Annotated in this window: 20 protein-coding genes and 1 pseudogene; 18 read left to right on the forward strand and 3 right to left on the reverse strand. The window is 57.0% G+C overall.

Going from position 1 to position 22968, the window contains the following annotated elements; genetic code table 11:
* Positions 1-17: 17 nt before the first annotated feature.
* Complete coding sequence (locus ASD52_RS10475) at positions 18-1268, reverse strand: glycosyltransferase family 4 protein (protein WP_063991827.1); 1251 nt, start codon at positions 1266-1268, stop codon at positions 18-20.
* Positions 1269-1757: 489 nt separating this feature from the next.
* Between ASD52_RS10475 and ASD52_RS10480 the strand changes: the two genes are divergently transcribed.
* The 11 genes from ASD52_RS10480 (at position 1758) to ASD52_RS10525 (ending at position 13522) form a co-directional block, all read left to right on the forward strand.
* Entirely contained in the window at positions 1758-2195 is a 438-nt protein-coding gene (locus tag ASD52_RS10480; RefSeq protein WP_156612952.1) for a hypothetical protein, read from the forward strand.
* A gap of 342 nt (positions 2196-2537) precedes the next feature.
* The gene (locus tag ASD52_RS10485) at positions 2538-4322 is read left to right on the forward strand and encodes a sensor histidine kinase (protein ID WP_082571784.1); all 1785 of its coding nucleotides are present in this window, start codon (positions 2538-2540) and stop codon (positions 4320-4322) included.
* A complete protein-coding gene (locus ASD52_RS10490) occupies positions 4283-4972 on the forward strand; it encodes a response regulator transcription factor (RefSeq protein WP_063991828.1) in 690 nt (229 codons plus the stop codon). Before ASD52_RS10485 ends, ASD52_RS10490 begins: the two co-directional genes overlap by 40 nt.
* 66 nt (positions 4973-5038) lie before the next feature.
* The gene (locus tag ASD52_RS10495) at positions 5039-6370 is read left to right on the forward strand and encodes a GDSL-type esterase/lipase family protein (protein ID WP_057224196.1); all 1332 of its coding nucleotides are present in this window, start codon (positions 5039-5041) and stop codon (positions 6368-6370) included.
* A gap of 157 nt (positions 6371-6527) precedes the next feature.
* Positions 6528-6959, forward strand: a complete 432-nt coding sequence (locus ASD52_RS10500) for a hypothetical protein (RefSeq protein WP_057224198.1) — start codon at positions 6528-6530, stop codon at positions 6957-6959.
* A gap of 49 nt (positions 6960-7008) precedes the next feature.
* Positions 7009-7158, forward strand: coding sequence for a DUF5989 family protein (locus ASD52_RS39280; protein WP_156612953.1), 150 nt, complete (start codon positions 7009-7011; stop codon positions 7156-7158).
* A 14-nt stretch (positions 7159-7172) separates the two neighbouring features.
* Positions 7173-9005: a carbamoyltransferase gene (locus tag ASD52_RS10505; RefSeq protein WP_057224200.1), complete on the forward strand. Its 1833-nt coding sequence runs from the start codon at positions 7173-7175 to the stop codon at positions 9003-9005.
* 203 nt (positions 9006-9208) lie between these two features.
* Positions 9209-10354: a glycosyltransferase family 4 protein gene (locus ASD52_RS10510; protein WP_057224202.1), complete on the forward strand. Its 1146-nt coding sequence runs from the start codon at positions 9209-9211 to the stop codon at positions 10352-10354.
* Entirely contained in the window at positions 10332-11306 is a 975-nt protein-coding gene (locus ASD52_RS10515) for a hypothetical protein (RefSeq protein ID WP_057224204.1), read from the forward strand. Before ASD52_RS10510 ends, ASD52_RS10515 begins: the two co-directional genes overlap by 23 nt.
* A 324-nt stretch (positions 11307-11630) precedes the next feature.
* The gene (locus tag ASD52_RS10520; protein ID WP_057207732.1) at positions 11631-11840 is read left to right on the forward strand and encodes a 4-oxalocrotonate tautomerase family protein; all 210 of its coding nucleotides are present in this window, start codon (positions 11631-11633) and stop codon (positions 11838-11840) included.
* Positions 11841-12103: 263 nt separating this feature from the next.
* Complete coding sequence (locus tag ASD52_RS10525; protein ID WP_057224206.1) at positions 12104-13522, forward strand: hypothetical protein; 1419 nt, start codon at positions 12104-12106, stop codon at positions 13520-13522.
* Positions 13523-13532: 10 nt separating this feature from the next.
* Here the strand turns inward: ASD52_RS10525 and ASD52_RS10530 are convergent, their stop codons facing one another.
* Positions 13533-14873: an oligosaccharide flippase family protein gene (locus ASD52_RS10530; RefSeq protein WP_057224207.1), complete on the reverse strand. Its 1341-nt coding sequence runs from the start codon at positions 14871-14873 to the stop codon at positions 13533-13535.
* A 244-nt stretch (positions 14874-15117) separates the two neighbouring features.
* Here ASD52_RS10530 and ASD52_RS10535 point away from each other — a divergent pair, with 244 nt between their 5' ends.
* The 5 genes from ASD52_RS10535 (at position 15118) to ASD52_RS10555 (ending at position 20518) form a co-directional block, all read left to right on the forward strand.
* Positions 15118-16362: a polysaccharide biosynthesis/export family protein gene (locus tag ASD52_RS10535; RefSeq protein ID WP_057224209.1), complete on the forward strand. Its 1245-nt coding sequence runs from the start codon at positions 15118-15120 to the stop codon at positions 16360-16362.
* 56 nt (positions 16363-16418) lie between these two features.
* A complete protein-coding gene (locus tag ASD52_RS10540) occupies positions 16419-17111 on the forward strand; it encodes a sugar transferase (RefSeq protein ID WP_234907959.1) in 693 nt (230 codons plus the stop codon).
* Positions 17108-17842 carry a PIG-L deacetylase family protein gene (locus ASD52_RS10545; protein WP_057224211.1) on the forward strand — a complete coding sequence of 245 codons (735 nt, stop codon included), beginning with the start codon at positions 17108-17110 and terminating at the stop codon, positions 17840-17842. The genes ASD52_RS10540 and ASD52_RS10545 overlap by 4 nt, the downstream gene beginning before the upstream one ends.
* Before the next feature lie 25 nt (positions 17843-17867).
* Positions 17868-19028, forward strand: a complete 1161-nt coding sequence (locus tag ASD52_RS10550) for a DegT/DnrJ/EryC1/StrS aminotransferase family protein (protein WP_057224213.1) — start codon at positions 17868-17870, stop codon at positions 19026-19028.
* Between the two features lie 335 nt (positions 19029-19363).
* Positions 19364-20518, forward strand: a complete 1155-nt coding sequence (locus tag ASD52_RS10555; RefSeq protein ID WP_057224215.1) for a glycosyltransferase family 4 protein — start codon at positions 19364-19366, stop codon at positions 20516-20518.
* 8 nt (positions 20519-20526) lie between these two features.
* Here ASD52_RS10555 and ASD52_RS10560 read toward each other — a convergent pair whose 3' ends face one another.
* The gene (locus tag ASD52_RS10560; RefSeq protein ID WP_057207740.1) at positions 20527-21477 is read right to left on the reverse strand and encodes an alpha/beta hydrolase; all 951 of its coding nucleotides are present in this window, start codon (positions 21475-21477) and stop codon (positions 20527-20529) included.
* Between the two features lie 85 nt (positions 21478-21562).
* Between ASD52_RS10560 and ASD52_RS10565 the strand changes: the two genes are divergently transcribed.
* Positions 21563-21898, forward strand: a complete 336-nt coding sequence (locus ASD52_RS10565; RefSeq protein WP_156407951.1) for a hypothetical protein — start codon at positions 21563-21565, stop codon at positions 21896-21898.
* Between the two features lie 279 nt (positions 21899-22177).
* Positions 22178-22587 (forward strand): annotated as a pseudogene (locus ASD52_RS36595) (helix-turn-helix domain-containing protein); the annotation flags it as partial.
* Positions 22588-22968: the final 381 nt, after the last annotated feature.

Below are 22968 nucleotides of genomic sequence, written 5' to 3' on the forward strand. Positions count from 1 at the left end.
GCTCCTCAAGGCCAAACTCAGGGTGCTGTCCTTCTTACTCCAAAGCTCCGGTACTCGCGTCCAACGATGCGCTCATAAAGCAGGCTGATGCCTTTGACATGAGCCTCGGTGCCATATTTCGTCAAAGCGTTTTCACGAGCCGCCGAACTGATGCGGCGATGTTCCCCGGCGTTCATCAGCAGTCTCGCCAGCGGATCGACGAAGGCCTCCGGCTTTTCAGGCTCAACGAGGAAACCAGTCACACCGTCGACGATTGCCTCGATGTTGCCGCCGTGGCGGGTCGCAATCACAGGGGTCGCGAGCAACATGGCTTCAATCAACGTCCGCCCGAATGGTTCGTTGATGGCCGGTACCAGCAATGCGTCGAGCGCACTCATGCAAGGCGCGACCGGCGCGCGAAAGCCCATCGTTTTGATACGCCGCTCGACTCCAAGTTCCAGCGCGCGCGCTCGCATCTCCGGTTCCGGGTTCGGAAGGTCCGGTGATGGGATGCCGAAGACGAGACCAACCAGCGGGAAATCCGGAAAGCGCTGGAGGAAAGCGTGGATGACCTCGACAAACCTGACCGGGCGCTTCCTGTCGATCAAGCCACCCACATAGCCGACGAAGCGGGTTTCCTCGGGCAGCTCGAGTTCCCTGACGAATTCGCGCCTGCAGTCGTCCCGATCGGGCAAAATGGTTGGGTGATCGAAGGGGCTGTGCAGTACGCTCAGCTTATGGGAAACCGGCAGGATCGGCCGCGTCGGCTGCACGTAGCGCGAGACCGTAACAATGTGATTTGCCAATAGAGGCGCCATGACGTTAACGCCGAAGGCACCGGGATCGCCGCGATGATGCCAAAGCAGCCGCGCGCCGGAAAGGCGAGCCGCCAGGCCCCAGGTCGCGTGCATCTGGCCGTCGTTGGTATGTACGATATCAACCTCATGTTCACGAAGGAATGAACTGAGCAGCGCAGTGGTTCGTGCATATCCAAGACCGCGCGAGAGCTTGCCGGCCACGCCATATGAATGGCGAGGCGACATCACCGCAACTTCGGGCGACTTGACGAAAGGCACTCCACGTTCTGCGAGATAGGCTTCAAGTGCCTTTCCGGGCTGATGCAGAATGACAAGTGGTTTATATTTCGATTGATCGAGCGCACAGATCAAACCAACGGCGGAGATGTGGCTGCCGCCGACTTCATCTCCCACAAATGGATAGGCCACTACGAGACGGTCAACGTCGCTCAGGATATTCTTCTCCCCGGATCGCCTCTCCCTGGGAGCCACGGTCCTTTCTGCGGTTGAGCTAATCTAACGCGGCTTCTTCCGATGATCCATTACAATCCGACTGCCGGCTGTCGATCGCTCGCCGCCGCAGTAAAGACCATCGTCAGCCGGTTGCGGCCCAACTGGCGGGGATTGCTTGAAAACGCAAAACAAGCCGCCGTCGCTGCCTCAACCTACCAATTTCCAGCCCTCAGGGGTCGTCCAGCCTTCATGTGCAGACCCACTAGCCGAGAACAACGATCCGCCGCAGCTCTTCAATTCGGGCATCGATATCACCCAGTTTCGGATGTGCCGCGCCAACGACCGTGCATCCCGCTCGCATCGGAAATTTCCCCCGATATATCCAACGACATATACTCCGCCAACGGGGAACGAGTTACAGTCTTTTGTTGAATGGCTGGCGGATAATCCGATGGGTGATTTGCTGTGCGATGACTGTCCTGCGTACGGCGGTATTGCCAAGTCGGAATGATTGGGCTGGAGTTGACCATGTTAGGTTGCAGCGTCATCGAAATCATGCCATCGAACGGGCGGGTCCCTGCGGAATTGATCGAAGCAGGCTATCGGTCAAGCCAGTATGGTCTCGTCGTATTTATCCTGAACAACGTGACCTACCAGGCTGTTAATTTGGTTCTCGATCCGGTCGTCAGGACAATGCCCCTGTCAATCCCAGGCGTGCTTTACGTAAAAATTGGCGACGAGCAACGAGTGCGCGAAGCGGTAACTTCCGCTTCGATCGTATATTTCGCGAGCAATTCTCTTTACAACTTCGCTGCAAATTATGGCGCAGCGCCCAAGCTGGTCCATTTAGATTTGCCCCCGCAGTCGAATGACACAGACGAGTTATCAGCTATACGAGAACATATTCCCCCACCACAAACCGTCGATTGGCACCACCACAGCTTTCATCATATTTCCGCGGCATAACTCAGACTTCAATTCTGCTGTGAAGAAGACAATTGTCAGTTGCTGCGAATCCCAAATGAGCAAGAAGGCGACGCTGGCGAAAATGGGCCTACCAGCCCCTTGAAAAAGTCGGTCGTTGGCACGGGCAAGGCTGTGCAATTGATCATTCGGTTTAAGTTCATTTTTTAGTATGTTATGCTGACGTAATTAAGCGTTTCAGGCTGGAATGCAGCAAATCCAGTGTCTGAGAGGAAACAACGGCCGGTCTCGTATAGAGCAGATAGCAATCAATAGCTTAATTCTGAGCGCCGTTTACGAGCGAGGGTAAGGCGGCCCTAGCTCGGTCATCGCTGGAGACGGGCCATGCGTATGAATGCCTGGCGGAACTTCATACTTAGGGGCAACATTGCCTCGCCTCTTCGACCCCAAGGTTTTAGCAACACCTGCGACGCGGAAGCAGCACGCGGTCGAACGACCTGGATCAACACACACCGTGCACGTGCGGATAAGGTCATTGCTATTGGCCGTATCATGTCAGTGATCGCAAGCCTCTCGATAGCCTGGCTCGGAGCGATGCATCAGCCGCGTCCTCCCCAGTTTGTACTTCCATTTCTGTCGGTCTACCTCGCATACGCGATCCTCTGCGCAATCCATGTTTGGCGAAGCAAGATTTCGCGTGTAAGCGGCACCCTGATACGCCATGCGGTGGATGTCGTTACCTTTGTTTTTTTCATGCTACTAACTGGCGGCGCTTCCAGTCCATTTTTCATATTCATGCCCTTCGTTCTCCTGAGTGCAACGCTGCATTGGCGTTGGCGAGGTGCGTTTTGGACAGCGCTCATCTGCATGGCAGTTCCTGTTTTCCTGGTAGCGTTCGATACCGGTGCTGACGTGACGACGGACGTCTCACACATCCTGTTCGTGACTGTCGCCGGCGTTCTACTGGTCTGGCTCGGGGCTCACCAGGAAGTGGTTCGCGCGGAGATGCTGCGCCTGGTGGAGAAAACTCCTGCGACACCCGAAGGGCCTGAGTGGCCCGCTGGTGCCGCTCTTGAATACGCAGCGCACGTGATGCGCTCGCCCCGCGCGCTCCTGATTTGGAGCGACCCGGACGAGCCATGGACCTATGTAGCAGTTCGCGAGAATGGCGCTTGCAGTGTCACGCAATTGCCGCCGGACGCCTATTGGCCATGGGTTGCCGAACCATTGCAGCGCGCCAGCCTTCTAATCGCAGACGCCAGCCATTCTCAAATCCTCATCCACCGGGGTGAGGGATATTTCGACGAATGGGCTGACGCAGTGTCTCCCGTTTCTCATGCTCTCGCTGGCGATTTTTCGATAGCCTCTGCCGTCTCGGCGCCATTTCGAGTAGGTGATCTTGAGGCACGCATCTTTCTCTTGGATCCACCGACACTTTCGCTTGACGACGTGGCCATTGCAGAGGTCATCGCCGACAGGATCAAAGCATTGTTCGAGCAGGCTATCTTGATGCGCAGGCTTAGCGATGCAGCGGCTGTTGAGGAACGTATCAAGATCGGGCGCGATCTTCACGACGGAGTACTTCAAGCTCTGGCCGGAACGGCGTTGCAACTCCAGTCCCTGCGTTCGTTCACTCTCGGGGAGCATCAACAGATCGACGGGCGTGTGACCGCTATCCAAGCCATGCTTGCCGATGAGCAACGCGAACTTCGCGCTTTCATCCGCGCGCTCGAACCAGGCCAAGGATACCGCAACTTCGCCGAATCCCATTTAGCACTGCAATTCGAGGCATTGGCTCGGCGTTTGCGCAAGCAATGGTCGATTGATATTCGCTTCGCTCTAAGCCCCATAGATCTGCGTCTTCCCGCCACGATGGTCTACGAGCTCATACGCATGGCTTCCGAAGCGACTGCCAATGCGGTGCGTCACGGTGGTGCGCGAACACTTGAAATCAACTTACAGCTGGATGCCGGTGCGATCTTGTTAACGGTCGATGATGATGGATCAGGCTTCGGCTTTGAGCGACGGTTTGATCATGCGGAGCTGAAGAATACCAAGACCGGACCTCGCAGCCTTCGCGAACGCGCCGCAGCGCGTGGTGGAGAGCTTTCGATCGACAGGGTTGCGCAATGGACACGGATCTTGATCAGATTGCCGGTGCACCAATGAGCCTGCGCGTTGTCATTGTCGATGATCACCTGATTGTTCTGGACGGGTTGCGCCGCATGATCGAGACCGCGGAAAATGCTTGGGTGGTCGTCACATGTCGAAGTGCGTTCGACGCAATTGAGGCGATCGATCGGGAACAGATTGATCTCGTCGTCGTTGATTTGCGAATGCCCGGAATGAGCGGACTCGAGTTCATTCATTACATCCGCACCCGTTGGCCAGATCTGCCAATTGTCGTCCTTACCGCGGATATCAGCGACGAAGAACTTGCCATAGCAATGCAATATCGCGTGAATGGAATTGTACTGAAGGAACAGGCACCGACCATATTCCTTAACTGCCTGCGGACCGTTGCCACCGGCGGTACATATTTTATGGACAGAAACATGGCCTGTGCGCTGGACCGGCTGCGCGAACGTGAATCCAAATACAACGTCCTGCTGCAGGCGTTGACACCGCGTGAAGTTGAGGTTTCGCGCCTTGCCGCCGACGGATTGCGTAGCAGGGCGATAGGGGACGAGCTTGGGATTTCTCCCGGCACAGTCAAGCTTCATCTTCACAGCATCTACGGCAAACTTGGTATTTCAACGCGGGTGGAGCTCGCAAACCTGGCGAAACGGCAATGGATGACGAACGAGACCCGATCTTAGGAAGACGTGAAGCGCGGTTTGCATGAAGCGAGCATTGAAGCGCAAAGGCGAGAAAGCGGAAACGTTGTGATCAAGCGAAACCTTGGCATATTAATCTGCGTGCTCATTGCAGTTTATCTCCTGGTGAGCCCCGCATATGCGCTTCTAAATTTCCGGGATTTTGCCTCGGATGTTCCACTTTTCTTACGCTATGTTGCCATCCCCGGCCTGCTTGGCATCGCCTTCCTGGGAATAGGTTTTTTGGCCAAACCGTCTTTTGCAATGGCTGTTGGCGTTTACGGTCTGAGCGTTCTCATGGCCCTTTTCGCATTTGAGGCGTTTCTCGCCTTCCAATCGATCTCGGTGCGACTGGCTATGCTGGGTCAACTCAACCCTGCTCAGGCTGAAACAGTTGAGCAGGACAAGAACATCGTACGAGGCTTCGCCCTAGGCAGTCTGAACCGTTTTTTGCAAACACAAAAGCTATCGACAGCACTTTTGTCGGGCTTCCCAAATACCAGCGTCGTCCTGTGTACACCTGACAATCAAATCATAAAGTACACTGCGGACCGCTATGGCTTCAACAATCCGGACGATGTTTACGACCTACCAATGGACCTGATGCTTTTGGGTGATTCCTTCGTCGAGGGATTTTGCCTCCCGCCAGGCCAGGATCTTGCGTCGCGTCTAAGGGCCAGCGGTTTTGCAACGGCGGGCGCGGGAATTCGCGGCAACGGCCCTTTGCTTGAGCTCGCGACGCTGGGCCGCTTTGGGCCACTCCTTCGACCACGCCACGTGGCGATGGTTTTCTTCGAGGGCAATGACTGGGAGAATTTCGAGAATGAGCTAGGCAAACCTTGGCTGCGCGATGCGCTTTCGCCAACCGCCCACTTTGGCACACAGTCAACCGCACAGCCGGCATCGCTTCAGGCCAGAGTCATTTTGAACCGGAACAACAGCGAGCCCATCAACTACATTGATATCCTGACAAGAACAGCGATGCTTCGAAACTTCCTGGCTCTGCAGCAAACTTTTACCAGGCTCGGATTGATTTACCCGAAGGCTGCTCGTGAAATGCCGGAATTCAGGGAGACCTTGCACCGAGCTAAAACAATAACCGCCTCATGGGGCGGCAGGTTCACCCTTGTATATGTGCCGCGGGTCGACCGCTTCGTCGGCCCATTTTCTACAGACCGCGTATACGATCAGCTCCGCACAATCGTGACCAATGCCGCGGCGGCCGAAGGAATCGAGGTCATTGATCTTCGCGAGGCGCTAGAGGGCCAACCTGACCCGGCGCGCATGTATGCCCCGGACAGCCATTTCAGCCGCGAGGGGGCAGCCTTTGCCGCTGATGTCATCAGCCGACATTTGGAAACCGTCGATAGGTCGTCCAGGATGGTAACGAATATGAGGTGACTGCGCGCAACTGCGAGAAGCAATGTGGGCGACGTCTATATCCTTTGGCATATTGACCGAGACTTTGCACACCTGTTGAATCCCCGCCAGACGTATGAAACCATAATCGAGCTACGCCGTTACCGTCTTCTGTTCCGTACTTTCTGGGCAAGAAACAGTGAGCGAATCGCACGAGCAATTAATCGAGGATATTCCGGAAGGACCATCGAATCGTAATTTTGGTTACACGGTGGGCGGTATTCTCCTTTGCCTTGTTGTGGTGAGATGGATAATCACCGGAACAATGACACCCGCCATGTTGGGCTTTGCGAGCGTCGGTGGCCTTCTGGTCTTGCTGGCTCTTATTTACCCGGCCTCTCTCACACTTCCCAATGAGATTTGGAGCAAGCTCGGCCTGCTCCTGTTCAAGGTCGTCAATCCCGTCGTGATGCTCATCATTTATGTGACAACGTTCGTGCCTATCGGGTTGCTCCTGAGAATGCGAGGTTACGACCCTCTCGCACTGAAATTTGACCGGGCGGCGGTCACCTATTGGGTCAACCATCCAATAGAAGAGGCGGAGCCGTCCACAATGCGAAATCAGTTCTGACGACGCGGTTTTTTTTTGCTGTGATCGAACGTCGAAGAAGGACCGAAACATGGAAATGGTACGCGAGCTTTTCCACTATATGAGCGTCCGCAAGAAGTTTTGGCTGCTGCCCGTCTTTATCATGGTCACGGTCTTTGGAGCTCTTTTGGTCCTGACCCAGGGCACCGCGGTTGCTCCCTTTATCTACACTCTGTTCTGACGCGGAGAGGGTGAGTGCGAGTTCTTGGAATCTCCGCCTTCTATCATGACAGTGCGGCGGCCTTAGTCGAGGACGGACGTATCGTCGCTGCAGCGCAGGAAGAGCGCTTCACCCGCAGGAAGCACGATGCGGCCTTTCCAATGAGGGCGGTTGAGTACTGCCTTGCCGAGGCAGGCTGCGGCATGAGCGAAATCGACCACGTGGTCTTTTACGAAAAGCCATTCTTGAAGTTCGAGCGATTGCTTGAAACTTATCTCACAACGATCCCGAGAGGCTTTCTCTCGTTCAAGACTGCGATGCCGATATGGATCAAGGAGAAATTGTTTCAAAAGAAAATACTGCGGCAGAAGCTCGGAAAACTGGCTGGTTCGAAAGAGTGGAGTGGCTCGCTCCTGTTCACCGAGCACCATATGGCGCATGCAGCGAGCTCTTACTTTCCGTCTCCTTTTTCGAGTGCAGCCGTGCTGACCATGGACGGCGTGGGCGAATGGTGCACCACATCAATAGGGCATGGTACCGCTGATCGCCTCGCCATTTTCAAGGAGATACACTTTCCCCATTCTCTGGGCCTACTCTATTCCGCTTTCACCTATTACACGGGATTCAAGGTAAACTCAGGCGAATACAAACTTATGGGCTTGGCGCCTTACGGGCAGCCGCGTTTCGCCCAAACTATTCTAGATCATCTGATCGATTTGAAAGAGGATGGCTCGTTTCGCCTTGATCAACAGTATTTCGACTACTGCACTGGCCTTACAATGACTTCCCCGGCCTTCCATCGTCTCTTTGGAGCCGAACCACGAAAGCCGGAATCCGTCTTAACCCAGCGCGAAATGGACCTAGCAGCATCCGTCCAAGCAGTGACCGAAGAGGTAGTTCTGAGGCTCGCACGCTTTGCGCAGATTGAGACGGGCGAAAGAAACCTGTGCCTTGCCGGTGGTGTCGCGCTGAACTGCGTCGCAAACGGTAAGCTCCTTAAGGCGGGCATATTTGAGAATATCTGGATCCAGCCGGCAGCCGGCGACGCCGGAGGTGCTCTTGGCGCGGCCCTTACTGTTTGGCACGGCTTCCTCGGCAATGGTCGGAAGGTCAATGGTCGCGATAGCATGGAGGGCGCCTATCTTGGCCCCGCCTACGGCCAAAAAGAGATCGAACAGCGCCTTGCAGCCGCCGGAGCCATCTACGGCGTTCTTTCAGACAGCGAGGTTACCGAGAGCACCGTCGATGCTCTTGTTCAGGAGAAGGCTGTGGGATGGATGCAAGGGCGCATGGAATTCGGACCCCGCGCGCTCGGGGCGAGATCCATATTGGGCGACCCGCGGTCGCCTACCATGCAGAGAACGCTAAATCTCAAGGTTAAATATCGCGAGAGCTTTCGCCCCTTCGCGCCCTCTGTCAGGCGCGAGGATGTATCGGACTGGTTCGATATCGATGTTGACAGTCCCTACATGTTGCTCGTTGGCGACGTATTGGAAAGTCGAAGACATCAACCGAACACTGATGAGCAGGAATTATTCGGCATCGACCGCCTGAACGTCTCCCGATCGGAGATCCCAGCTGTTACTCACGTCGATTATTCGGCCCGAGTGCAGACGGTGCATAGAGAGACCAATCCCCGTTACTGGGACTTGCTGACTGCCTTTAAGGCGCGCACCGGCTGCCCGGTTCTCGTCAATACGAGCTTCAATGTGCGTGGCGAACCGATCGTCTGTACTCCAGAAGACGCTTTCCACTGCTTCATGGGCACCGAGATAGAACGGCTTGTCATTGGAAACTGTGTCCTTCGAAAGGAAGATCAGCCCGACCGCCTCAAGCAGGACTACAAGGAGCACTTTGAACTAGACTAATACCTTGGTTCACATTGCCGCGCTGAAACAGGCATAGGGCCTTTTGGATGAAAATTGGTGCCCCGCGCTCGTCTCGCTTCTGAGGCAACGGTGGAGAATTGGGAGAGCCTTGATCAAGCTGGCAGTACGCCAAAATTTAAGAACGCCCCGATCATTCCCAGCCGAGCAAAACCGACGGTAGCACTGTGCGATTGTGAGGAAGCATGCGACTTGCGTTAGTTGAAGCAGGCCTGGGCGCCGGAGGAACGGAACGGGTCGTCAGCCTCATCGTGAAAGACCGCCACGCGCGCGGCGATGAAGTGCATGTCTTCGCCTTCAGCTCCGATGAGGATGACATTTACTTTTCCTTGCCAAGCGGCGTGACTGTCCACCGATTGCCGGACGCCCGAGAGGGCCCGTTTTCAAGGAGCTCTATCAAAACCGTCAATCGGATTTTACGCCTTCGTGCAGAACTCCGGAAGCTTCGCCCGGATGTCGTGCTTTCGTTTCTGACGAAGATCAACATTGTCTCCCTGCTTTCCACGCGCGGCCTAGGCATTCCGGTGCTCGTTTCGGAACGCAACAATCCCGGTGCTCAACCCAAGCATTTTCTCTGGAACATGATCGAACCTTTGGTTCTGAGCCAAGCTCACCGCTTGATCATGCAAACGGAGGCCATTTCCAAGACCCTGCCCACATCGCTGAGGACAAAGGCGGTCATCATCGGTAATCCTTGTGACCGAAACCGTATCCTTAAACCTACCCGTAGAGCTTTACGTGTCGTGGCAGTTGGGCGGCTGGTGGATCAGAAGGGCTTTGATACGCTTATTGAAGCCTTTGCCAATGTCTGTGCGGAGGTTCCCGAATGGTGCCTGACGATTTACGGCGAAGGTCCAGACCGGCATCAATTGCAAGAGAGGATCCGGGCTCGGCACATGCAGGACAGAATCTCGCTCGCAGGGGTGACGGCAAAGGCCGGCTCCTGGATTGATGACGCCGCCCTATTCGTTCTCAGTTCGCGTTATGAAGGATTTCCCAACGTTCTGATGGAGGCGATGGCGGCAGGGCTGGCGGTTATTTCCACACGGTGCGACTTTGGTCCGGCGGAGATCATTGAGGACGGGGTGTCAGGTCTTCTTGTTCCCGTCGACGACGTCGACAGTTTAGCGGCAGCATTGAAGCTCTTGATGCTGGACGAAAGCCTGCGCGGAAGCTTTGCGGAAGCCGGCTATCAAACCGTCCTCCGCTTTTCGACCGAAACCATCATGGCAAAATGGGATTCCTGCATCAGGCAGGTGACTGCAGCCAACCGGCGGAGCCCAAGGCGCCCGCTGAGAAGGGGGCGAGATGAACTTCGATCGGGTGAATGACAGCGGAGGAACCGCACCCGCGGACGCAGATTTCGCCGACATACTTATCCATATCGGCTATCACAAGACCGGATCGACCTACCTTCAGGACCATTGCTTCCAGCCCATCAATGGCTACTCCAGCAACATAGGCGGGTCGAGAACGCGCATTGTGAAAGACATCGCGTTCCCCGACAATTTCGTCTTCGACCCCTTTGTGTGCCGAAGCCTTTACTTACCCTATATCGACACCGCGCGCGACAATGGCCTGCGCTTCGTCCTTAGCCACGAACGGCTCTCCGGATATCCGCCAAGCGGCGGTTATGATCGCATGCTCATTGCGGACCGGCTCGTGCGTACGTTCCCCGCGGCAAGAATTCTGATCGTGGTGCGAGAGCAGGTATCGCTGATCAGATCGATATATAGCCAGTACATTACCGACGGCGGGGATCTCTCGCTCCAGCGGTTTCTTGAGACGCCTGAACCACAATTAGGACGCATGCCTGGGTTCCGTCTCGAAGTCTACGAGTTCGACCGACTGATCCGGCACTATCAGGATCTCTTTGGCAGCGTTCTAGTGCTACCTTTCGAGATGATGGTGCGGGACTTGGAAAGCTTCGTGGGGCAAATCAGCCAGTTCATGGAAATGCCGCCTCCCGCCTCGATCGCAAAGGTCGTCACTAACAGCAGGCGTCCAGTCACGATGCAGTTCGTTCAACGCTTTGCAAACCGTCTCATGAGCAACAACGAACTCAGCCGCGGCGGGATAGTTCAAATCCCCCGCTTCGCGCGGCGTTTCGCACGAATGAAGCCGGTCTTCGAACGCCTAACTCCGCAATCATTTGACGAACGGTTAAACAGGAAAATTGACCGCAACATACGCGCATTCGTTGCCGGCCATTATCGTGATAGCAACTGCCGTGTTATGGAGCTAACTGGCTTGGATCTTGGAAAATTCGGTTATGCGGTCTGATCACCGTTTGTAATCCAACATTGAATGCCGTCCCAATCGACGGACAACCTCTGCCCACCTTCTATGAGCATCCTGTTTCTACAACATCGACGGGCTTGTAACATGATAATCCGGGAGTGACAGGGGAGGGATAGTTTCGGAGAGTGTAGGATACTGTGGCGTAGGTTTTTCGTAAGCGGTGTCCGCTTACACCTTGACCGAGCTGCCTATTGCAGTGCCGAGTGATGGAGGACAGGACGGGGATGGCAACCATGCGCCAAGACCAGTCATCATAAGAGGCCCCTTTTGAGACAAGAGTCGATCTGGAAACACGGAGGTTAGCCGTTGCCTTACGTAAAAGTTGAGATCGCAAAAGGGATCGCCAGCGTCGATCAGAAGCGCGCTGTCATCCGAAGGATGACAGAGGTTCTTGTCGAAGAGTTGGGCCGCAATCCCGAATATGTCTTTGTCGTGATCGATGAAATAGATACCGATAATTGGGGCAGGAAAGGCGTCACGCTGACCGACTTGTGGCAACAGGCAAAGACGGACTAGCCCGTTGCCCCTTTGGGCCAACTGCAGGCATTTACGCGGCCGGGTGGCGGCATAACTCCGATTGTTGGGTCAAATTCACGGCGCAGTGCGCACCTATGCGCCAGATCCAGTGTTCATGGAAAAAATCGTGAAACCCTCGCACGCTGCGAAAGCGAGTTCGAGGGTAGGCTGGTGCCCTTCGTTGACTTGAGTTAAAACCACTATCGTTCGCCCAGCCTTCTTGTCCCGGCGAACCGATGTGGAGCCTTAGCAGGAGATTTCACATGACAGACGCAGCGAAGGCGGTTTCGAGTTCGAATTGTTTGTTGTTTCGCCTGTCTTTCTTTCGTTGGGGCAGTGCGGTCGCCGGCGCTTTCCTTGCGCTGACGTCGGCGGCGGGACTGTCCCTGGCACAGGAACAGCCGGCATTCCCGGGCGCTGAGGGCTACGGAAAGATGGCAACGGGAGGAAGGGGCGGGGCGATCATCCCGGTCACCAACCTCAACGACGCTGGCCCCGGTAGCCTGCGCGCCTGCATCGATCTCAGTGGCCCGCGCAATTGCGTGTTCAAGGTCGGCGGAACCATCAAGCTGAAAAGTTCATTGGTTGTGCGGGACCAGAACGCCAATCTGTCCATTCTCGGCCAGACGGCACCGGGTGGCGGCATCCTGCTGACTATCGACCAGACAAACAGCGAGGGTCTACACACGCCCTTCGTCGTCAAGGGATCAGTCAACGTCATCATCCGTCATCTGCGGATGCGGCCGCAGTTTTCCAATTCGATACCGAATGTTGATGGCGTGACGATCGAGGACAGTCGGCTGGTTTATGTCGATCACGTGTCGACGTCCTGGGCGACGGATGAGAACTTCAACGCCTATGCCACCACGACGGATCTAACCGTTGCCAATTCCCTGTTTGCCGAAGGCCTGAACAAGCACAGCAAATGCGCGCTTCTCGGCTCGGATCCGCGGGGCCCACAAAACATCAGCTTCTGGAAAAATGCTTGTGTTTCCAACAGGGACAGGAACCCGGACAATAACCACTATGGCGGCTCATGCATCGAGATCGTCAACAATCTCTTCTTTAACGCAGCGTCCGAGTGGGGCGAAATATTCTCGCAATTTCCCGGGGGGACGCCGATCTCCTTTGTCGGTAACTACTTCAAGGCAGGCCCGAGTACCAACGAAGTCACCTATGCGATGAACTGGAACGACACGGCCAGTGTCGACAACCCGAAGCTCTACCAAAGCGGCAATGTTACCTGGAGTTTTGGAAAAAAATCGATCGTCGCGATCGCGCCCGACACGCTCGGCTTCGTCGTCGACAAGCCGCCTTGTCCGTTGGCGATTGCTAATCCCGAGCCGGCCGAGGCGGTCTATGCCTCCGTCACGGCGACCGCGGGCGCCTTCCCGCGTGATGGCGTTGATACACGGGTGATCGCCGAAATCGGGCCCATCGGGCAAAAGGGCGGCGGCAAGATGGTCAGCGTGCCGGGTGCCCTGCCGGAAATCGCCAATGGCGAGCCTTATCTCGATTCCGATGTTGACGGCATGGCCGACGCGATCGAGCCGCAGTTTGGTGCCGCAGCGGTCAGCAATGACCCTTGGGTCGACGGCGACGGTAACGGGTGGTCGAACTTCGACGACTTCATGCAGTGGCTTTCTGAAGAGCGCATCGCCGGACGCTATCCCACAGACTGAAGATGTTCGACTAGATGCGCCGGCGATAAGCCACATACATCATCGCCAGCCACACGACTGACATGACGATATGGGCAACATTGGCGCCCATGGCGCCAATCTGCGGAATGAAGATCAACGCCGTCACGTAAAAGCCCACGACCGAAATCAACACGCTCGTGAGGACTCTGTGTTCCTCTCCTATCGCCAACAGTGCCGAGCGGAAGACGGCACCGACGAGGGTTAGTGTTACGGCAATCGACTGGACAATCACCAGTGGCGCGGCGCCGACGAATTGCGGTCCGGCTGTCCATTTCAGCAGCGGCTCGATCGAGACGTAGAATGCACCTATCATCGCGACGCCGAATGCAAGGAGCAGCCACTGCGTCTGGGATACGGCGCGCCGGAATTCGGCGCTCGCGCCCGCGGCCCATGCGCGAGCGAGTTCAGGATAGAGCACCGTCTGGACCTGGCTGCCTGCCTGTTGCGCCAGGCGACCGACGCGCTTGGCGATGTGAAACAGCCCTGCTGAAGCCGGGTCGGCGAGGTAGCCGACCAGCAATGTGTCAAGTTCGTTGGCGCTTGCGCGAATGGTCAGCGAGACATTCGCCGATATCGCGAATTTCCATAGGCCGGGAAAGCGGGTCCGAAGCTGTGCCATTGACGCCGACGCCAGACCGTGAAGCAAGCCTTCGCGCTTGAGGGCAACTAAGGAAAAAGTAACCAGCGAAATGGCGCTCAGGATCTGCGCTGCCATCCAGATCAATGCGAATTCGAACAGCCCAGCACCGGTTATGTAGCCGAGAAAACAGAGGATGACGCGCAAGAGGCTCGAAATTACCTGGCCGTAGGCTAGGGAGGTGAACCTGCCAAAAAGCCTGAGGACCGCGGTCGGCATGCCGGAAAGCTGAAAAGGCAAGACGAAGCAGTAAACGAGGACCAGTTCTTTCACCGGCTCCGAGAGGTCGAAGAAGGGTGCAGCGAGAAGAACCAGCAAGATTGCGATCAGGCAACCGGCGATCGCGGCCGCGACATCGAGAAGGAGTCCAAACTTCAAGATGGCGCGCAGATCGTCGTTACGCCCGGCCTCTTTTGCCTCGCTCCCGAACTTAATGAGCGGCTGCCAGGACTGAAAGCTGACCAGCCGCTCGACCGCCCTTATGTATGCGAAGCACAGCGCTAACATGCCATAGTCGGCCGGACCGAGTGCGCGCGCGGTCAAGGCAAAACCGGCGAGCCCAATGATCGAGCCGAGGAAATTGCCCGTCATCAGATGAGCGACCGCCTGCAGCCTCTCCTTAAGGCTTTTTTCCCGCCTCGCGATGTCGCCGAACGCCTTCACGGCGCGTCGTAGTTTCTTGCGGATCGTCACGCGCGTTCCAGAAGATCATGCCGGGGGCGCCGGCGAGAGAAGGGACAGTCTAGGTAGCTCTTTCGGGGTAATCCATCGGGGTAATAAAAATCGAAATTACTCTCCCTTTGGGGATATGTATTATAATGTTACCGCATCTTTTTATTTTCAACCAAAATCCTTTGACGGCTCGGCGAACGTCAGAATATAGTCGCCGACAATACGATCTCCGAGCGTTGTCTTTTCTTTCGAGAGGCGCAATCGCATGACCGGAATCACGAGCTCATTCGACAGGAGCCTGGCGAGAAGGATTTCCAAATATCTTCTCGCAGCGATCCTGTGTTTTCTGCTCAGCGTGACGACGGGGGGAGGGCTTTCCGCCGACTATCGGCTGTCTACGGGCGATATCCTCACCTTCGACTTCCTGGACGACGCCGAGATTCCCGTGACGGTAACGATTTCGAGCGACGGCGATGCCCAATTTCCTTTGATTGGATCCGTCAAGATCGCTGGATTGACGGTGACCGCGGCCTTGGAAAAATTACGCTCCGAGTACCGTTCCCGGGAAATCCTGATTGATCCAAAGCTCTCGCTCAACATCTCCACGTTTCGTCCGATCTTCGTTCTCGGCGAAGTGCGAAGCCCCGGTTCCTTCCCCTTCTACGGCGGCCTGACGGTAGAACAGGCCGTGGGTCTCGCTGGCGGCACCCAGATCGCATCCGTCAATCCGTCCGATCGGATCGTGGCGCGCGCAAGGCTCCGCGGCGAGATTGAGGGAGCTGACGCGCAAATCGTCTATGAGGCGATTTACGCTGCCCGTCTGGTTGCGCAACTAAAGAACAGCGCGAAGATCGACCTGAAGGACGTGCCGGAAGTCGCCAGCGGATACCTCGCCGACTTACCTCTCAAAGGGGTTATCGAGGTCGAGGAAAAGATCCTGAGTGCCGATCTCGCCGCCAACAAGTCCCAGAGCGCCATTTTGTCGGAAGGAATTGTCCAGGGGCAAGGCGCGATAGACATCCTCGATCAACTTGTGGCTCAACAAAAGGAAGTGGTCGACATCAATGAAAAGGACCTGGCGCGGGTGAGCTCGCTGCGCAAGCGTGAACTCAACACCGAAAGCGACCTTTCACGCGCCAGGAGCAACGCATCGAACGAAAAGTCCCAGTTGCTTGAGACCTTCGCGACGCTTGCCCGTTCACGGCGGGAGCTGAGCGAAATGAAGCTGGAATTCGCCAAGCTCGGGGCGGATCGCGAGAAGGAAATTCTCATGCAACTGCAGGAGCGCGACGTGGAGATCAAGAAACTGATCGCCAGCAGGCAAGCTGCCCAGGAGCAAATTCTGCTGATGGCGGCGGCGAGCGCCGATGAAGCAAACAAATCCAAGATCAGTTACACCTACGAGATCCGCCGCAACCCCGTCGGCGGCAAGCCGGCGAGCATTGAGGCTTCCCCATTAACGGAAATGCTGCCGGGCGACGTCTTGGTAGTGGCAATAACGGGCATGTAAGCAAGCACGGTCACGGCGGCACCGCCGACCAAACAGACGACGTGACGGAGAGCGGATTGAGACGGAACGGCCGACATGCACTCGAGATGGGCCCTATAGCTTTACCAGCTGAAAATGGCCGGGTAGACAGCGTTCTCATCGCCGGCGTGTTGCTTATCCTCTGCCTGCCGCTGATGCTGTTGGCGGCCGCGATTGTATTCGCCACACTCGGTCGGCCACTCATTTTTCGACAATTGCGTGCCGGTCTCGGGGCTAAGCCATTTTCCATCGTCAAGTTTCGCACCATGCGCGAAGGTCGCGATGCGAACGGACACCTGTTGCCCGACCATCTGCGCGCGACGAGACTGACATGGTTTCTGCGACGCACGCGCCTCGACGAATTGCCGCAATTCCTTTCCGTCGCGCGGGGTGAGATGGCCTTCGTCGGACCGCGCCCGCTTGGTCCCACAACCATCGCGGAATTCGGTGAGCTCGGCCGGGTCCGATGCCGGGTACTGCCCGGCATCACCGGATGGGCGCAGGTCAACGGCAATACACGCCTGTCGAACGAGGAGAAACTGGCGCTCGACATCTGGTATGTCGATCATGCTGGTCGATGGCTCGACACGCGCATCCTCGTCATGACCGTACTCACGCTTGTCGCCGGCGAGAAGCGAAACGACAGGCACTTGGCAGAGGCACGGCGTCATGTCGCCGAACGATACGGCGCCGCCGCGCCTTTCGCACCACTAGGAGAAAGCCATCGATGAGCAAGCGAGCCAAGGCAAAGAGGGGTCCCGCGTTGCCTGTTCCGCTCTCGTTTGGCCGAACCCTGGTGATCGCGCCACACCCGGATGACGAGGTGTTGGGAGCGGGCGGAACGATCGCTCGACTGACCGCGGAAGGCGAGCGGGTGTTCGTGGCGATCGTAACCGAGGGGCGGCCTCCCGCCTTCACTTCGGAAAGCATCGCTCTAGTCAGAGCGGAGGCCAATCAGGCCCACGCATTGCTAGGCGTGGAGGAAACATTCTGGCTCGGTTTCGAAGCAGCCGGTCTCGACCTGGCCGGGCATTCCGCCGTCAACAGCGCGCTCTCGGATCTCGTTCGTCTCCTATCTCCCGAGACAGTTCTTCTGCCATTTCCCGGCGACATTCATCGAGATCATCAGCTAGCGTTCCTATCAGCGTTGGTGGCAAGTCGACCCCACCAGGAAAGCTTCCCTCATCGCATACTGGCCTATGAAACACTGTCCGAGACCAACTGGAACGCGCCCTATCTGACCCCAGGCTTCACGCCAAACGTCTTCGTCGACATCTCGAGCTATTTCGAAAAAAAGCTCGAAGCAATGCAGTGTTTTGCGTCCCAGATCCGCTCGCCGCCACACGAGCGATCGACGAGAACGCTGTCGGCGCTGGCGCAATTGCGCGGCGCGACGGTGATGAGCGAAGCGGCCGAAGCGTTCGTCCTTGTTCGTTGGATGCTGCCACAGACGCGCTCATGACAGGATGGAGTTCGGGGGGACACAGATGCATCGATGGCCCATCTACGATGAACAGCAGATCGCAGACGTCTGCAACGTGCTGCGAACCGGCGAGGTCAACGCCTGGACTGGACCTCACGTTCGCGCCTTTGAAGCGGCCTATGAACATTATCTGGACATGCGGCATGCGATCGCGCTTGCAAACGGAACCGTCGCGCTTGACTTGGCACTTCATGCACTCGACCTGCAGCCCGGCGACGAGGTCGTCGTTACACCCAGGAGCTTTATAGCTTCCGCATCCTGCGTGGTCATGGCCGGGGGTAGGGCGGTGTTCGCCGATGTCGACGAGGAGAGCCAGAACATCACGGTAGAGACGATCGGCCGCTGCCTGTCAAAAAAGACCAGAGGCATTATAGCGGTTCATCTCGCCGGCTGGCCCTGCGACATGCCGGCAATCATGGCGCTGGCGGCCGAAAACGATCTCTGGGTGATCGAGGACTGCGCCCAGGCGCACGGAGCCTCCATAGCAGGCCACCCCGTCGGAACGTTCGGCGAGATCGCCGCATTTTCGTTTTGCCAGGACAAGATAATTTCGACGGGCGGCGAAGGTGGCCTGGTCGCACTAAACGACGAGGCCATGTGGAAACGCGCCTGGTGCCGCAAGGACCACGGCAAGAGCTACGATGCCGTGTTCAAGACGGAGCATCCCCCGGGGTTCCGTTGGCTGCATGAGACGATCGGCACCAACTGGCGCATGACGTCGATACAGGCAGTGCTCGGGACGGCGCAGCTCGCCACGCTTGCCAACACTCACGATATCCGTGCGGTCAACGCAGCAATCCTTCACGACGCCATCAAGGATCTGTCGGCGCTTCGCACCCCAATGCCGCCGCCGGATTTCGTCCATGCGTGGTATCGCTTCTACAGTTTCGTGAAGCCAGAAATGCTGCGCGACGGATGGAACCGGGATCGGCTTGTGGCGGAGATCAATGGCCGCGGCGTGCCGTGTTTTAGTGGCAGTTGCTCGGAAATCTATCGGGAACAGGCATTCATCAACGTCGGCATGGTGCCGGCGCACCGACTTCCAGTCGCCCGGTCTCTCGGAGAAACGAGCCTGGCCTTTCTGGTGGATCCCAGTTTCGACGAGCAGGCAATGAGGACGATCGCGGACGTCGTCAGGAACGTCGTCGTGGGCGCTACGAAGTGACCGCGTGAACAGCAGCTCGTTCGCGCATGCAGTGAGCTGCGATCGGTTCGAGCATACGGTCTGCTCGGGACAGAATGGACCGAAACCAGGTTCTGCCGGATTTTCGGCGAGAAACGAGGAACGCGTCCGCCAACGCAGCATGAGAGGTCACCCGAACACGCTTGAGCATGCCCCTGTGACACCCTGCAAATGCTGCTCATCGGCACCCCCTGACGGCGCACTGAAGCCGTCGCGGCAGCGGGTAAAACAGAATACACTGCAACTGCGATCCGGAATGTAACAACCATCATCTAATTGACCGAGGACGTGTGGAACGCGAAGGGGAACATCAAGGAATGGCAACGAGCCCGTATCGTGGCGCGTACGACCATCCGGACCAAAAAACGACCAGAACCACGATTGTCGTCCCGGCACTCGGCGCCGGCGGCACCGAGCACGTCGTCAGCCTGGTAGCAAATCACTGGTCACGGCAAGGGCATGAGGTAACCATCATTACTTTCGAGGCACCAACTTCGGAGGCCTATTATCCGATCGATCCGCATATCGATATCTGGCGGCTCGGTGGGGCAGGGCGGCCTCGATCGAACCTTCATTCCGGTCTGATGGCGTTTCGCAGGATGCGAAAGCTTGCCGCCGCGCTTCGAGCGTCGCGCCCGACCTTCATCCTCAGCTTCCTCACGCGAACAAACGTTCTCACACTGCTCGCGGGCTGGCGGCTTCGTGTGCCGATCATCGTTTCCGAGCGCAACAATCCCGAACTGCAGCCCGTCGGACGCGGCTGGAAGCGATTGCAGCGATGGCTCTACCCGCGCGCCTTCGGCTTGGTAACGATGACGCGTGGGGCGCTCGAAACCTTTCCCCCCATCATGCGCAAGCGTGGCTGGGTCGTTCCTAATGCATCCGATCTGCCGCCGGGTTGGAACAGCAGACGACAGGATAACACGTTGACTGCCGTCGGACGCCTGACCCACCAAAAAGGCTTCGACCTGCTGCTCGAGGCATTCGCCAAAATCGCGCCGGATTTGCCGGAGTGGCATTTGCGCATTTGGGGGGAAGGGGAGGAGCGGGCAAACCTTGAGGCGCAAAGGAACCGGCTTGGTCTTGCCGACCGGGTGAGCATGCCTGGCGTCACGAAGCGGCCAGGAGAATGGGTGGAGACGGCCGACGTGTTCGTGCTCTCGTCTCGCTATGAGGGATGGGGGATTGTGCTGCTGGAGGCGATGGCCGCCGGAATTCCCACCGTGTCGTTTCGGTGCCAATGGGGGCCCGAGGAAATGATCAGCGATGGCGAGGATGGAATCCTGGTCGAACGGGAAGATATCGACGCCCTGGCGACGGCCCTTGGAAGGATCCTGCGGGATCCGCTGCTGCGATACCATCTTGGGCGCGACGCGGAACAAAGTGCGCGGCGGTTCACTCAGGAACGAGTGCTGGCGGAGTGGGACGCGGTGGCCGCCGCGGCAAAAGCCGCTGGAAGGATGAACTCATAAAGAGCCACTCATCCAGAAATTGCCACGTCGCGGGCTCGGGCTATACGGCTATCAAGCTCCTCGAGCCGGCGAACAAAACCGATATTGGCAGGCTGAAGTGCCACGGCCTCGGCAAGCATTTCCCGCGCGGTAGCGAGTTTACTGTCGCGGATGTGACGGTTGGCCCGGTGATATAGGAAATTAACGCGCTCCACGGGCGAGAAGCCCTCGCCAAAGCGAGCCTGCAACCGGTCGGCGCAAGCGGGATGGCGAGCGATTGCCGAGACCGCGATTTGGTAGGGCCTCATGGGTGCGGCGACACGAACCACGCGGGCAAGTTCCCGTAGGCCCGTGAGGTTGTCTGCTCGGCAAGAGTCGATGAGCGAAAGAGCCCGCGCTGTCCCAGTGAAGGCTCGCACGGTGCCATGTCCGGTCATATGGACCGGAACGAGCCGCGTCTCTGCTTGGAGCGCCGCGATCTGCTCCGCGTGCCGGCGATCGACCGAATGGAACGGATCGAAAAAGACATAGCCCCGGCCGGCCGCTTGGTCGGGGGCGATCCCCATACTGGTGTGGAGCTTGGGCGAGAAATGTCGCGTGAACCGGCGATCGAACGTTACCGCATTCGGGTCAATCGAGGCTTGCGGGCAGAAGGCGATGGCGACGGTCGCGTCGAAGCGCCGACGATAACGCAGCGCCGCATAGCCGCCCTGTGAATGACCGTAGAGGACACGCTCCGGCGCGGCACGCAAAATGGGTTGCGCCGCGTCGACCGCCTTAACGATGCTCGCTGCCGGAAACCAATTAGGCCGCCGGCTGATGAAGCCGAGCGCGGCAATGTCGGCTTTTTCGCAAAACCGTTGCGCCCAGAACCGACTGCCGTTCGCCTGCATCTCCATCTCATTAAATGTGACAAGAAGATAAGGCGATGAACCCGCGCGGTGAATTACTTCAATATTCTCGTCGGAATAGATGAGCATGCGGTCTTTCCCTAGCTGACCTCAGTATACTTCAAATTTTGAAACATTTTTTCTTGTCGGGCGAGCCATAGAATATTTGAACTCTTTGAAAACTCAATCCACGGGGCATCGCACCGATCAAAAAAAACACCAAAACAGTGGTGCACCTGGGGCGAAAAAGCTCGCCATGCCGATTGGTGGACGATCGATTGCTGACACAATTCAGTTGCAGCACTGGCTAACACTGGTGCCGGACACAAGGAGCGCGCAGCGCTTGTTAATCAAAGACCTGACTGAGCTTGCAAGCCGTATCACCGGAGAGGCCGACGAGCTGCTGGCGGCAGTTAAGGAAGAGGGTATCCCCCATGGGATTCTCAAGACCATTCGCGGTGTAATCGAGGCACGCGCGACCCATTTGCTGCGCATTACGCAGAGTGCCTGACAGGACAGCCAAATCCGTGTTTCGCCGCTCGAAATGTTCATTCGCTCATTCTAACGCGCGAGGGTAACGGCAAGGTCGGCCATCAGGTTGTCAGCGAGGAAGGACATCCGGTCTTTCGCTCTCTTGGGCCTGCTGTCGATACCGGATCAATACTCTCCAAAAGTGCCATTTGAATCTTCCCGAGTTTAGGGACGCCGCCGGTCTTTTCGGCGCTCGCCCGGGAAGACTGGCGGTACGGCATCTCCGATACTACTCTCGATGGTCGAGAGGGGATTGGCGGTGATCAAACTCGGGGAGATAGTCATAGTCTTAGATTTACACCGGCAGGGTTTGTCGGTGTCTGCGATCGCCAGGCAGACCGGCGTCGATCGAGAGACAATCCGCAAATATATCGAACGGGGCCTTGAGGCACTTGCCTATGGACCGCGGCCTATCCCAGTCTTAGCGGACGGCGGCTCCTGCGGGAGCTGAAGGAACGCGGATATTCCGGCGGCTACACTGCAGTCACGGACTTTCTCAGAGACGTCCGCCCGTCCTCCGAACACGGGTTTGAAGTTCGGGTCGAAACGGCTCCCGGCGAACAAGCTCAGGTGGATTTCGCCCAATTCCATGTTGTCTTCACCGATGAGCCGGCAACCCCCAGGATCGTTTGGCTGTTTTCCATGGTGCTGGGCCATAGCCGTCTCATGAAATCCGATCCTTGCTCATGAAAAATGATTCCTAAGAGACAATTTCATGAAAAACGATGACATGCATGCGGACAAACGCCGACCTTCGCCTTGCGCCCTAAGAACTGGCTCGTTTAGTTGGCTGTAATTGTACATACTCATGGGAGGACCATGAACCGCACCGGGTCTGCCGGGCGCGCATTCAACAGCTTCGAAGTTGTGCCACGGCCCGCGTCGACTGGGTCACGCGGACCTGTCTCGGGACCATATTTGTAAGTTCCATAACAAGTCTTACGCGATCTTATCGTGTAGCCGCAAAGTTGAAGTGTCCTGATCCTGCAAAGTAAGAATGTCACTCTCCCCGGGTTTTGATGACCTGGGAGATTGCGGATGGGATTGATT

Source organism: Ensifer sp. Root142, from assembly GCF_001426785.1.
Lineage (GTDB): Bacteria > Pseudomonadota > Alphaproteobacteria > Rhizobiales > Rhizobiaceae > Ensifer > Ensifer canadensis.